The sequence below is a fragment of the Capnocytophaga canimorsus genome, from assembly GCF_002302565.1.
Lineage (GTDB): Bacteria > Bacteroidota > Bacteroidia > Flavobacteriales > Flavobacteriaceae > Capnocytophaga > Capnocytophaga canimorsus.
Genome location: NZ_CP022382.1, coordinates 572,688 through 586,726, shown reverse-complemented (window position 1 = coordinate 586,726; position 14,039 = coordinate 572,688). Strand labels below are relative to the sequence as shown.

Sequence of the window (14,039 nt, the reverse complement as noted above, 5' to 3'; positions counted from 1 at the left end):
AAAGTTCAATCATTTAATTCCTTAGATGGTTCAGTCAATTAAAAATTTTAACTTTTTACATTACTCTTTCCAAATCTACAATTCTTTTACATTTACATTGTGTTTTTTAAACAGATTTCGAGAGTGGTTGATGAATATTTGCATTTGTTTTTTGGCAGTATCGTTTAAGTTTTTAAAATTAGCTTGTTCGTATTCTTTGCAGGGTAAAATTTCAAATAGTGAACGATTATTCACAGGTGTTTTATTTACCCAAATGAGGTGATAGCCGTGATTTTTTATCAAAACTTCATTGTCTTTACGTTCAAAAACAAGTTTGTACATAGCCCCTCCATCACGAGGAGAAGTACGCTGATTGGATACAAAATTTCCCAACGAATACACCACCAAACGTTCTTTTTGAGTATCCGTTTTTGGGGTGTAAACCATAGGTTGCAATACGTGTGGATGACTACCTATAATCACATCGGCTCCGTTTTTGAACAGAAATTCAGCAACTTGTTCTTGCGTTTTACTTTGTAAATTTTTGTATTCGTCTCCCCAATGTATAAAAATGATTAGTTTGTCAATGTCTTCACTTAAGGCTTTTTCAATGTCTAATTTCATCTTTTCAAAATCGATTTGATTGACCACAGTAGGCTGGGGGATAGGAAGCCCATTGGTGCCATAAGTATAGTTTAAAATACCTATGCTTATTCCGTTAGCAGAGAGTTTTAACAGATTTTTATGTTCAAATTCTTCTGTATCTCGAAACGTTCCAGTATGGGCAATGGTTAAAAAATCTAACACTTCTAAGGTACGAACAATTCCTTTTTTTCCTCCATCACAAGAGTGGTTGTTTGCTGTAACCAGTACGTTAATTCCCGCATTACGACAAGCTACGGCTAATTCATCGGGCGAAGAAAATTGCGGATAGCCTTTGTAAGGTTTACCAGCAAGGGTAACTTCCAAGTTTCCAATAGCGTAATCGTTCTGTAAGAAATGAGGCTTAATTTTATCGAACACAGGGCGGTAATCATACTTTTGCGTTTGCGGATTGAAACCTCCGTCAATTTGAGGTTGATGTCCCATAATATCCCCCATAAATAAAAGCGATAAAGTATTTTTAGGATATTGCGCCCTAACCCAAGTCGCTACCAAAATCATTATCCAAAAAAATGTTCTCTTCATAAGATGTTACCAAGTAAATTATATTCATACCGAAACCGCAAAGTTAGCATATAAAGTCAGATTTTTTGGGTAATGAATAAAAAAATTACTGCTCCCACACGGAACAGTAATTCAATAGGTATAAAATAATATTAACTAATCTTATTATTTCAATGAAAATGATATCCTTGTTCTGATATCAGTTGATGAACTTCCTATAATGGCTTCAAATTCACCTTTTTCGGCTACCCAGTCGTGTTTTTTCTCATCGAAGAAAGAAAGAGCTTCTTTGTCGATAGTAAATTTCACTATTTTACTTTCTCCTGCTTTCAAATACACTTTTTCAAAGCCTTTGAGTTCTTTGTACGGACGCATCACAGATGATTTTACATCGCGAATGTATAATTGAACTACTTCGGCTCCGTCTCTATTTCCTGTGTTTTTCACACTTACAGAGAAAGTTATTTTATCATTGGCTGACATTGTTTTTTTGTCGGCTGACACTTTTCCGTACTCAAATATGGTGTAGGAAAGTCCGTGTCCGAAAGCAAATAGTGGCTTGATTTTTTTGGTATCTGCCCAGCGGTAACCTACTAAAATCCCTTCGTGATATGTTTCATTCTCGCCTCCTGGATATTCGCCCATAGCGTGAGCTCCATTGTCTTGCAATTTCACAGGAAATGTAAAAGGAAGTTTGCCAGAAGGATTAACATCACCCACCAAAATATCTGCTAAGGCATTTCCTGCTTCTGAACCTAAGTACCAATTTTGCACAATTGCTGGAACTTCGTTTACCCAAGGCATTGCCACGGCATTTCCTGAAATCATCACTACAATCAGGTTTTTGTTGACTTTTGATAAAGCACTAATCACAGCATCTTGCCCGTAAGGCAATCCGTAAGATTTTCGGTCATTTCCTTCGCAATCTTGCCCATCGTGTTTGTTTAATCCACCGATGAAAATTACATAATCTGCACTTTTAGCTACATTTACAGCTTCGGCAATCATTTCAGAGGCAGGGCGTTTGTCTGCAATGTTTTGTCCTGCACTAAGTCCGTCTTGGTCTTTGTAATCGTCACTGGCATAGCCTCTTGCAAAAACGACTTCGGCTTCATTTCCGATACGCTTTTTAAGTCCATCAAAAGGTAAAATTTCGTGAACGGCTTTTAGAGAAGAACTTCCACCACCAACGGTCATCACTTTAATGGCATTTTCACCAATTACGGCTATTCGTTTTGCTTTTTTCAAATTTAAAGGCAATACATTTCCTTCGTTCTTTAATAGTACGATACCTTCCTGACCAATTTTTCGAGCTACAGCAAAATGCTCAGGAGAGGCAAACGAACCAAACGGACGATTTGGAGCCATATTGGTGCGGAACACCAAACGCAAAATATTTCTAACTTTTTCATTAACAACCTCTTCTTTGATTTCTCCTGATTTTAATTTCTGTAGAAAAGGTTGCGCCAGATAGTAATGGTCGTAGGCGTTAACTTTGTTTTCGGTAAGCCCGTCTGTCCAAGTACCAAATTCCATATCTAAGCCGTGATGTGCAGCGTGGTCGGTGTTGTTTACAGCTCCCCAATCGGATACTACCACTCCGTCAAATCCCCATTCATTTCGAAGAATATCAACAAGAAGATATTTATTCTGACTTGCCCATTGGTCTTTGTATTTGTTGTAAGCTCCCATAATTGACCACGTTTTTCCTTCCTGAACAGCAGCTTTGAAGGCAGGAAGATAAATTTCGTACAAAGCACGGTCGCTTAGCTTGACGTTCACCGTATGGCGATTGATTTCCTGATTATTAAGAGCGAAGTGTTTTACACAGGCAGCCACGCCGTTGGACTGAACTCCTTGAATATAAGGAACTACCATTTTTGAAGCGAGGTAAGGGTCTTCGCCCATATATTCAAAATTACGTCCGTTTAGTGGAGTACGATAGATGTTTACACCAGGACCTAAAAGCACATTTTTATTTCGGTAACGGGCTTCTTCCCCGATTGCTTTTCCGTAGAGCAAACTCATTTCAGGATTCCACGAAGCAGCAAGGCAGGTTAAGGCAGGGAAAGCTGTACAGGCATCGTTTGTCCAACCCGCTTGATTCCATTCGTCCCAAAGCACTTCAGGGCGAATGCCGTGTGGCCCGTCGGTCATCCAATTCTCAGGGATTCCCAATCGTGGTACCCCTGGGGAACTGAATTTGGATTGTGCGTGACACATCGCCACTTTTTCTTCCAACGTCATTCGTGAAAGAGCATCTTCCACTCGTTTTTCTATAGGTTGTGAATTATCTAAATAAATAGGTGATTTTTCTTGAGCAGAAAGAAATCCTATCGCACAAAAAAGAAAAATCGTTTTTATAGTTATCTTTTTCATTTTGAGAATATTTTAATACATTTTTTGCATACATTTTTTTGCCAGTTCTGCAAGAGAAGAACTTAAAGATAAGTCCTTACTCTTACATCACTGGGACTACTAACCCTAAATTTTACACTAATTATGAAAAAAATTCATTCTTTATTTTATTAAATAAGGCTTAATTACTTCTGTCCAAAGCCGATATCCTTCGGCGTTGAGATGTAATTTGTCTTCTACGAAAATATCTTGTCGTAAATTTCCTTCAGTATCGTACATCACTTTTGTAATATCAATGTAAGTGTAATTTTGCTCTTTAGCATTGGCTTCCAGAAAGCTATTTACTAAAAGTTGGTCTTTGATTTGGTCGGCTTTATGTTCAGATGGCTTCAATGAAACCACGTAAAGCGATGAAGCAGGATAATCTTTTTTGAGTTTTGCGATAAAAATTCGGAATAAGTCGAAACATTTTACTGCAGAAACTCCTTCTTTGTGAGATCCTAAGTCATTTTCAACATAAAGCAGAATTTTCTTAGGATTGTATCCTTTGGCAATCACTTTGTAATTGTAAATCATATCACGAAGCGTAGAACCTCCGTATGAACGACGAATAACTTTCAATGGAGCAAAATCCTCATAGATTGTTTTCCAGAGGTTTATGGACGAGCTTCCCAGAAAAAGTACATCACATTGTTTATTGGGTAAATTTTTGTTTTCCTTTTTGTATTTATCAATGTCGTGCTGATAACGTTTAATCCAAGCAGTTTCATCGGATTGCTTGAAAGGAATTTTTGTTTTGATAGTTGTGGTTTGACTCCAAGAAATGATTGAAATTAAAAACGTTACGATTAAAAATATTTTCTTCATTAGTTTAAATTTTACTTTAATTATTCCATAAAAAAGATGCCACACTACGTGCTGGAATACTATATTTAAAATGTTTTTTGCTATCATTTATTGTAATTTCTTCATCGGAAGAAGCTCTATTTAGAAGTACTAAAGCGTAACTTCCGTCAGGATTTTTGAAGCTTGTACATAAAATGTTTTTGTTATTGGTTTCCGATTGAATACGCACGGCATTGGGTTTTATCACTGATGACAAATGCCCAATAACGTAATAATGTGAGTTTTTAGTGATGGTTTTGTAATCGTTTGATGAAATATCGACCGCTCCGTAGCAAGTTTTACAACCTCCTTCCCGATTGGGAGTACCTTTTTCGTCGAGCATCAAATTCCAAACAATAACCGCTTTTCCCCAATTATTGAGAATTCCGATGCCAATATGCTCCATATCATCTAACAAACGGGCTGATAAATTTCGTCCGTCGTTCCATTCTCCGATAGAAGTTTCGGTAAAAATGAGTTCTTTATCGGGTTGTGCTAAATGTATTTTTTGAAGTTCATCGTAATGCCCTCCATAATTGTGATAGGCAGCTCCTGCAATGTAACTTGATGCTTCCTTGTCGTTATAAATGTGGAGTGGATAATCTTTCTGGTCTGCCATATTGTCGTAGTTGAAGTTATGGTCGAACAGGTAAATTTTGGTCGTGATTCCTTCTTGTTTGAAACATTTCCCTAACGATTTTTTTATGAAGTCCAACTGTTCTTGCCAACCCATAAATAGTGAAGCAGAATTTCCCCTGTTAAGTGGTTCATTCTGAATGGTAACTGCATCAACTTCAATGCCGTGACTTTTCATTGCTTGAAGCCATTTTACGAAATATAATGCGTAATCATCATAGTGTTTTGGGTTGAGGTGACCGCTAGTCCATTCATAATGGGGTTTTAAATCCTTCAGGTTGCTTACCTTCATCCAACGTGGTGGTGTCCAAGGCGAACCGATGATTTTCACGTCAGGATTTATGGTTAAAATTTCTTTCAGAATAGGGATTACGTATTCTTTTTCTTCGGATTGTAAAGCGAAATTTTCAATTCCTTCTTTGTCGCAAAGGCTATATTCACTCATCGAGAAGTCGGAGCAACCGATAGAAATTCGCACATAACTTTGTCCTAAACCTTCAGTGGTTGAGAATGTTTCTTTTAAGAAATTGGTTCTGTCGGAAGGATTCATTTTCAGTAGATTGTAACAAGTTGACCCTGTTATCGCTGACCCAAATCCGTAGATAGACTGATACTTTTCGGAAGGATTTAGCGTAATATCGGCCTTTGTTTGGGCGTCACTCATCACCAAATTGATTTCTTCCTTATGAAAACTTTTTTCGCCATTCGCTGTGGTGATTAAAGCCGCTACCTTTCTACCTTCTAACTTATTGTTAGAGCAAGAAATAATTATCCAAAAACTAATCAATATGGTTGTGATTTTTACATTCATCTTATTTTTACAGATTTGTTAATTGTATCACAATTGGTGAAAGTTGTTACTTAGTGGAAAGTATTCTTTTGTAACTTTCCACTAAGTAACTTTCTACTAAAAATCATTTAGTACCCTTGATTTTGTCCTAATCTCGGGTTTTTATCCTTTTCTTCGTTTGGTACAGGAGAAATCATAGTGTTTTGAGTAAGAGGTCTCATCTGTAAACGTCCACTATCACGGCTGTTAAGACCATTCATTATTTCAATTGCTTTATCACTACGGAGAAGGTCAAACCAGCGCTGTCCTTCAAAGGCAAGTTCCAAACGACGTTCTTTAAGTACAGCGACTTGCATATCTGTCTGTGATAAATTGTTGGGTATATTGGGTAAATTTACACGATTTCGCACCTGATTGACAAGAGAAGCGGCTGTAGTAACATCACCCAAAGCTGCAGCAGCTTCGGCTTTGATTAGTAAAATGTCAGCCAATCGGATTTTAATTACACTTGAAGAGCTGGATCTGATTTTATACAGGTGTGGATAGTTTGTTTTGTCAGGATAGTAGGTGGTGTGATTAGTTGGTGAATATACTATGGAATTTTCACGTCTTACAACATCTCCTTCGGCGTCAAAAGCTGCAATAAGGTCGCGAGAAGGAGCTACCCAACGTGCCCACGAAATGGCATCTTTTGGATTAGTATGATTTAGTCCGAATAATCCTGCTACCCAAGTACCTCCTCCTTCGTAAGTAATTTCGAAGATGGATTCTGACGAGTTGCGGAGTTTGATATCAGTTTTGGTGTCATTAAGCTGAAAAAGGTCAGCATAATTAGGCAATAAGCTATATCCTGAGGCTATCACAGCATCAGCGTATTGAATGGTTTTGGTATAATCACGCATAGGTTTTTCAGCATATACTTTTGCTAAAAGTGCATTAGCAACCCCTTTGGTAAATAGAAATTTGTTTGAAGAATTTACTTCAGGTGCATTTTGTGCAGCTGCTTCTAAATTAGCAATGATGTCAGTGTAAACTTCAATTACTGTATTTCGTCTTTCAGGGTACAAAATAGGGTATAATTTGTTGATATTTTCCGAAGTAATGGGCGGTAAATTAATGGCCGGCGATAGAGGTACCTCTCCCCAAAGACGTACCATATCAAAATACATCCACGCACGTAATATTTGTGCTTCAGCTTTCCATCGTTTGCGTTCGCTGTCATCTATGTCAGTGATAGCATCTATATTAGCTAAAACAATATTGGCTCGTGCCACACCATTTAGGTATCCTTTCCAATCACGCAAATTATTTTTGTTTATGGAGCTAAGTGTGTTTTTTTCATTTTCCAGAAGCTCCAGATTTGTACCCCCAGCGTAAGCATTGTCGGAACGTGTTTCGGTACATACCATAAAATCAAGAATCCAAAATTCTTGTCCGTTTCCTTTTATGAAAGTGTACATAGCATCGTAAGCTGGTTTGAGTTCTGCACGAGTTGTGTAGGAAACGGCTGATGAACTCTCTTGTCTTAATTCACTAAAATCAGATATTGGTTCCTTGTCTAAGCTACAGGAAACCATAGCTACTGATACAACAAAGGGTAATATATAATTTTTCATTGTTATTCGTTATTAAAATTCAACATTAAGACCAAAAATAAAGGTTTTTGTTTGTGGATATGTTCCCCAATCGATGCCAAGTACAGGTTCGTTATTTCCTGAGAATTGGTTTACTTCGGGGTCAAATCCTTTGTAGGTTGTCCAAGTAAATAGATTTTGAGCAGTGAAATAAGGTTGTATTTTCTTTATTCCTAATCTTTTAATTCCATCTAAAGGAACATCATACGAAAGGGTGATTTGTTTCACACGCAGATATGAACCATCTTCTACCCAGCGAGAGGAAGTCATAATATTTTGGGTTCCTGCCACTGCACGAGGGATGTCGGTTTGTTGCCCAGGAGTTGTCCAGCGACGAAGTACTTCAGTGGATTGGTTTCGGTAATTGTACATACCTTCGGTTTCTATACGAGAAGCGTTATAGATATCGTTTCCATAAGAGCCTTGTAGAAATATACTAAGAGCGAAGTTTTTAAAAGAAAAATCATTTGTTAAACCAAAAGTAAAATCAGGATTAGGGTCACCAATATGGGTTTTATCTTCGGGTGTAATGACACCGTCATTATTGATATCGGCATATACAATATCTCCAGTTTGTGGATTAACGCCTTGACTTATATATCCCCAGAACTGACCTAAGGGTTTTCCTTCTTCAAGACGAACTACTTTTTCGCTTGTGGCTTCCGAAGTAACAGCATAATAGTATATCTTTTGAAGTTCTAACTTGGTAAGTTTATTTTTATTAAACGAAATATTGAAATTTGTATTCCAAGAGAAGTTACCTGTAAAGTTTCGACTATTAAGACCTAATTCTATTCCTTTGTTTTCCATTTCTCCTTCATTTCTGTAAATGTGTTGGATAGGAGAAGTGGCAGGAAGATCTACATTCATAAGTAGGTCAGTGGTTTTTTTCAGATAGGCATCTACGGTAAATTGTAAACGATTATTGAACAGAGCCAAATCCAACCCAACGTTGCTTTGTGTTGTTTTTTCCCAAGTCAAATCAGGGTTTGAAAAGGTTGATGGTGCAAGGCTGACCATTGCATTGGCATTTCCTGTAGTCCACCAATTTTGACGTGTGATTCTGTAAAGTTGAAGATGTCCGTACGAACCAATACCTGCTTGATTACCTACTTGCCCCCAACCTCCGCGAAGTTTTAATTCGGAAAGCCAATCAACATCTTTTAAAAAGGCTTCATTAGAAACTCTCCACCCAACTGAAAAGGAAGGGAAGAATCCCCAACGTTTGGCAGGAGCTAATTTAGAGGAGCCATCAGCACGGAAATTGGCGGTTAAAAGATATTTGCTGTCATAGTTGTATGAAATACGCCCTAAGTATGACATCATTGCCCATTCGTGTTCGTTTGTGTTCGTTGCATTAGGGTCTATTTTATTGGCGGCATTAAGTGTTTTTATATCTGAACCCGAAAAATGAGTGGCTCGTATATAACTTTGGTTGTACCTAAATGTAGTTCCTGATGTACCTCCTAAAAGTGAGAGACTATGTCTGTCGAAAACTTTGTCAAAAGTTAAAAGATTATCAAAGGTTAGTTGAGTGGTATTCCAACGATTGTCAATAGCAATTCCGTGTTCTTTACGTCCGTAAGAAGTCAGTGAAGGGTCTGTCCATTCGTTGAGTTTGCTTGAAAGACGGTCTATGGCAAAGGTGGATTTAAATTTTAGAGCGTCTGTAAAATGTAATGTGGCTGTTGCGCTACCTGAAAATCGATTGTTTTTTAATTGATTATCTGCATTACGAGAAATATTTTCTACTGGGTGAACCATCTTTAATCCGTAAAAATCTTCAAAATATTGTCCCTCTTTTCCTGGTGTATCATTCCATATTTTTCCGTAAGTAGGCGTGTTAATTACCGAAAGTACCACTCCAGCACGATTGGAGCCCTGCCCTGTGATAATTCCGTTGGAAGAATAATCAGCATAAGATAAGTTTGTACTTAAAGTAAGCCATTTTTTAGTTTTATTCTCTAAATTCAAGCGAACATTGTAACGCTCAAAGAAAGAGGTTCGGATAACACCATCATCTCGTGTGTAACCTCCTGATAAATAATAGTATGTTTTTTCGGTTGCATCAGAAATTGAAGCTTGGTAGTTACGTGTGAAGCTGGTTCGATATGTTTCTTTGTACCAATCGGTTACATCAGTCAGTCCAGCAGGAACTGTATTCTTACTACCATATAGGTCATCTGTCAAGGCTTTGTACTGTGTGGCATTAAGCGAATTTATTTTATTGGCTACTTCTGAAGTTCCTATATACGAAGTAAAAGCTATTTTGGCATCTTCGTTTTTACGTCCTTGCTTTGTTGTGATAAGTACTACACCATTAGCTGCACGTGAACCATAGATAGCTGATGATGAGGCATCTTTCAAAATTTGCATATCCTGAATATCGGTAGGGGCAATATTATTGATATCCTGTACAGGAACGCCATCTACCACATAAAGTGGGTCGTTTGAAGCACTAATAGAGGTATTTCCGCGAATGCGAACCGATAATCCTGCACCTGGAGCCCCATTAGGCTGAACCACCTGAACCCCAGCGGCTCGTCCTTGAATAGCTTGTGCAGCCGATGTTACAGGACGCTGGTCGATGTCTTTTGTACTTACAGAGGTGATAGCTGTGGTTACGTCACCTTTTTTCTGAGTACCATAACCAATAACTACAATTTCATCTAATTCCTGAGTTTCTTGCTGCATTTTTACATTCAGTACCGAGGCGTTTACTCTGACCTCTAATGTCTTGTATCCGATGTAAGAAAATTGAACTATTGCTCCTTGAGGCACATCGCTTAAAGAGAATTTACCATCAAAATCGGTGGCTTCTCCTTTTAAAGTTCCTTTTTGAATTACCGAAACTCCGGGTAAGGGAATTCCTGATTCATCCGTTACTGTACCTGTTACCCTAGAAAAATTCTGTGCTTGTACAGAATACATTAAACTAAAGAACAGTACGTAAAATAAAAAATGTTCTTTTAAAATTCTCATATCGCTTCAAAATTTAAATAGTTTTTTATCTTTTGATTTGTTACGAATAGTTTCGTTTTGTTTCGTAATACAAAATTATAGCGTACTTTAAATGTTATCCTACAATATTAAAAAAAAGTACTAACTAATCAATTTAAATATCTGATAATGAGATTTTTTTGTTTGTTTTTTGTGTGAAAAAAGTACTGACTTATGTAGTGTATTTGGCTATTGTTTGTTATAAAAGCCTATTTTTTTTACGTAATCTTCAAACTCATCACGAGCTACAGCTGCTTTATTGCGTACCTTAGTTCGATAATTATACACTGTGCGCAAAGAATATCTTAAAAACTCAGCAATTTTATTACTATCAGTAATTCCTAAACGGATGAGAGCGAAAATTCGTAATTCAGTATTTAATAACTCTCCTTTTTTGGGTAAGATTTGTTCCTCAGGAAGCAATAGCGCATTGAATTCTTCCACAAAAGAGGGATAAATATTCAGAAATATAGTATCAAAATTTTCGTAAAGTAATTCTAATTCCTTTTCTAAAAAAGTATTTGAACGTAGCATTCTGGTGAGTTCTTGGAATTGGTTGGCGTTAGCTTTTTTATAAAAACTTTTCCGATAATGCTCCATTTTATCAATATAAGCCGAACACAGATTAAAAAAATGAGCGATGTATTCTTCCTTTATGTGATTGGATTCGTGTAGTCTATGATTAACTTTTGAGAGTTTTATGTTTAATTCGTTTAGTTTTATGTTACTATTTGATAGTTCTTTACGAACTTGTATTAAACGCTTAACTTGTTTGAATACGTAAATCAAAGTTATAAGTAAAGACAGCGACAAGAAACTTATCAAAATCAAATACAGCTTAAGTTCTTTCTTTCGGTTATATTCTTTTTCTTGATAAGCCTCATTGATTATGGTGTAAAAAGAAGTACCTTCATCGGTTCGATATCTGATTCCACAAAAAACAGCATCTTCAATGGCAGCTTGTATGAAAAGATAGGCTTTGTCAATATCTCCCATTTCGTAATAAGTTAGTGCTAAACTTTGCAGTGAGGCGTTGTCTTTTATGGTGTTTTGGATATCGGTGATGGCTGAAATGGAGTAAAATTTTTTTTGTAATTTGACGTTTTTTTCAGATTTGTATATTTCTCCTAACATATAAGCAATCCACGCTCGTTCAGGATTTTGGTCAGTAGTTTTTTGTAACAATTCCAAAAGTTTTTTCTCTGCCAAATCATCTTTTGAATTGTAATGATTACGTACGGCTTCTTCCAATTGATATTCAATATTTCTATCAGGAAGTACCATTAGTAATGAATCACGATAGAGGTCACTTTTTTTAAAGTACGTCAGATTATTGGTACTTTGACCGTAGTGGCTATTAAAAGAATGACAAGCACTATAGTATTCATAGAGAAGTCCTTGGGGTAATTTTGTGTTGTTTATCTGATCAAGTAATTCTTTTGATTCGATATAAAGTCCTTTAACGGCGTACATTTTTGCCAATTGAATACGAACTCGGTAAGTAAGCGAATCGTTTTGTAATTGTTGTGCTATTTTTTCATTTTTATGTAAATAACTGATCGATGAATCTACTTTATATTTTCGATATTCATCATATAATTTTTCATTCAGGTAGAAGGCTTGTTCTAGGGACACATTTTGCATCTTTAGCATTTGTTTAAATGAATTGATTTGATTTTCTTTTTTTAAACCATTTTCCCTACGATTTTCCATAACTTTAAATAAACGATAAGTAATGGAATCAGCTTCTTGTTGTGCAAATGAAACATTAGCTGAGAGTACTCCTATGATGAATAATTTTTTGAGCATAAAACAAATACACTTTGAAAAATAAAACAAAAGGCATATTTAGTTTTCTTTTTAAATATGCCTTTATTTCGTTACACAAAAGTCTGAAAACCTTTGTTATTGTGCAGAAGTTACCATAACTTCTTTATTTATTTTTTTTACCAAACCTTGTAATACTTTTCCAGGTCCTACTTCAATAAATTCGGAAGCTCCGTCTCGAATCATTTGCTGTATGCTTTGCGTCCATTTTACAGGTGCAGTTAATTGATTGATCAGGTTTTTTTTGATTTGAACCTCATCATAAACGGCAGTGGTAGTTACATTCTGATATACAGGACAAATGGGTTTTCCAAATCGGATGGTATCAATAGCAGCAGCGAGTTCCTCTTCGGCAGGTTTCATCAATACCGAATGAAAAGCTCCGCCTACAGGCAATAGTAAAGCCCGTTTTGCCCCTGCTTGTTTCATTGCCTCACAAGCTTTTTCCACGGCTGTTACTTCTCCAGAGATGACCAATTGTCCGGGACAGTTGTAGTTTGCAGCAGTTACTACACCTTCTGTTGATTGACAAATTTGCTCCACAACGCTGTCTTCTAATCCCAAAACGGCAGCCATTGTTCCAGGTTGTTTTTCACAGGCTTTTTGCATTGCAGAGGCTCTTTTTGAAACCAATGATAAGCCGTCTTCAAACGATAGTGTTTTGTTGGCTACTAAAGCCGAAAATTCTCCTAAGGAATGTCCTGCAACCATTTGGGGTTGAAAGTCTTCTCCTAAAACGATGCTTTGAATTACCGAATGTAAGAATATGGCAGGTTGGGTTACTTTGGTTTGCTTTAAATCTTCATCAGTACCACCAAACATTATATCGGTAATGGAAAATCCTAAGATTTGATTGGCTTGTTCAAAGAGGCTTTTGGCATCTGCTGATTTTTCGTACAAATCAAGTCCCATACCTACAAATTGGGCACCTTGCCCAGGAAAAATGTATGCTTTCATATTCAAAATTTTATCTTATTTCATTGTTATTTACAATTTTAGCAATATCAGGAGGGAAGTAATCTGGACCCTTCATCACTTTGCCATCTTCACGGTATATGGGTTTGCCTTCTGCTCCTAACTTGCTCATATTACTTCGTTGTATTTCCTGAAAAACGGCGTCTATTTTGTGTTGCATTCCGTGTTCGATGATGGTTCCGCACAAGATATACAGCATATCTCCTAAAGCATCAGCTACTTCAACCAAATCCTTATTTTGAGCTGCTTGTAAATACTCCTGATTTTCCTCCGCCATTAGGTTAAAACGCAACTTTATGGTTTCTTCGGTTAAATCGGTAGTGGGGGTGTGGCGAATGCCCAAACCAAAGGCTTGGTGAAATGCGGTAACAGCTTCTATTTTTTCTTTCATTAGTTAAGTTAATAAAATGAGTTTTACACAAAAGTACAATATTTTATGTGTTTTTTGGGACAAAATCTCTATTTTTTTGATTTCTTCCTTATAAAATGTATAGGCTTTACATAAAAATTAGTTTTTCGATGGCTTTTTCTCCCAAATTTTCATTGAGCATATTTATTATTTTTTCTTTTCCGTAACTGAGTTCCTCTCGAAGTGCAGCTGAGGTTAGTGTCACATAAAGTACCTCGCCTTTCAGTTCCACCGAGGAGGTATATTTGTTTATGGGAACCCCCATTAGTTCTTGCCAAGCCTCACGAACGCGCACCTTTCGGATGCCATAATCCAATTTATTTTCCTTAACGATGAGTTTTAGGATGTCGGCTAAGGATTTGCTATTTCCGTCCATAGT

At 36.8% G+C, this 14,039-nt stretch carries 10 protein-coding genes; all 10 read right to left on the bottom strand.

Going from position 1 to position 14,039, the window contains the following annotated elements; translation table 11 throughout:
- Nucleotides 1–75: 75 nt before the first annotated feature.
- The 10 genes from CGC47_RS02585 to CGC47_RS02540 all read right to left on the bottom strand — a co-directional run bounded on the left by CGC47_RS02585 (nucleotide 76) and on the right by CGC47_RS02540 (nucleotide 14,036).
- Complete coding sequence (locus CGC47_RS02585; protein WP_211285300.1) at nucleotides 76–1,167, bottom strand: CapA family protein; 1,092 nt, start codon at nucleotides 1,165–1,167, stop codon at nucleotides 76–78.
- A 144-nt stretch (nucleotides 1,168–1,311) separates the two neighbouring features.
- The gene (locus CGC47_RS02580) at nucleotides 1,312–3,525 is read right to left on the bottom strand and encodes a glycoside hydrolase family 3 C-terminal domain-containing protein (RefSeq protein WP_041999925.1); all 2,214 of its coding nucleotides are present in this window, start codon (nucleotides 3,523–3,525) and stop codon (nucleotides 1,312–1,314) included.
- A gap of 141 nt (nucleotides 3,526–3,666) precedes the next feature.
- The gene (locus CGC47_RS02575) at nucleotides 3,667–4,371 is read right to left on the bottom strand and encodes an SGNH/GDSL hydrolase family protein (protein ID WP_041993934.1); all 705 of its coding nucleotides are present in this window, start codon (nucleotides 4,369–4,371) and stop codon (nucleotides 3,667–3,669) included.
- A gap of 16 nt (nucleotides 4,372–4,387) precedes the next feature.
- Nucleotides 4,388–5,836 (bottom strand): glycoside hydrolase family 30 protein, encoded by a 1,449-nt coding sequence (locus CGC47_RS02570; protein WP_041999922.1) that lies wholly within the window; start codon nucleotides 5,834–5,836, stop codon nucleotides 4,388–4,390.
- A 107-nt stretch (nucleotides 5,837–5,943) separates the two neighbouring features.
- Nucleotides 5,944–7,431 carry a RagB/SusD family nutrient uptake outer membrane protein gene (locus tag CGC47_RS02565; protein ID WP_041999919.1) on the bottom strand — a complete coding sequence of 496 codons (1,488 nt, stop codon included), beginning with the start codon at nucleotides 7,429–7,431 and terminating at the stop codon, nucleotides 5,944–5,946.
- 12 nt (nucleotides 7,432–7,443) lie between these two features.
- Nucleotides 7,444–10,431: a SusC/RagA family TonB-linked outer membrane protein gene (locus tag CGC47_RS02560; protein ID WP_095899946.1), complete on the bottom strand. Its 2,988-nt coding sequence runs from the start codon at nucleotides 10,429–10,431 to the stop codon at nucleotides 7,444–7,446.
- 207 nt (nucleotides 10,432–10,638) lie between these two features.
- Nucleotides 10,639–12,258: a DUF6377 domain-containing protein gene (locus tag CGC47_RS02555; RefSeq protein WP_041999917.1), complete on the bottom strand. Its 1,620-nt coding sequence runs from the start codon at nucleotides 12,256–12,258 to the stop codon at nucleotides 10,639–10,641.
- A gap of 96 nt (nucleotides 12,259–12,354) precedes the next feature.
- The gene (gene fabD, locus CGC47_RS02550) at nucleotides 12,355–13,233 is read right to left on the bottom strand and encodes an ACP S-malonyltransferase (protein WP_041999914.1); all 879 of its coding nucleotides are present in this window, start codon (nucleotides 13,231–13,233) and stop codon (nucleotides 12,355–12,357) included.
- A gap of 10 nt (nucleotides 13,234–13,243) precedes the next feature.
- Nucleotides 13,244–13,642, bottom strand: coding sequence for a pyrophosphohydrolase domain-containing protein (locus tag CGC47_RS02545; RefSeq protein ID WP_013997504.1), 399 nt, complete (start codon nucleotides 13,640–13,642; stop codon nucleotides 13,244–13,246).
- A 106-nt stretch (nucleotides 13,643–13,748) separates the two neighbouring features.
- On the bottom strand, nucleotides 13,749–14,036 hold the full coding sequence (locus CGC47_RS02540) for a DUF721 domain-containing protein (protein WP_013997503.1): 288 nt from the start codon (nucleotides 14,034–14,036) through the stop codon (nucleotides 13,749–13,751).
- Between the last annotated feature and the right edge of the window lie 3 nt (nucleotides 14,037–14,039).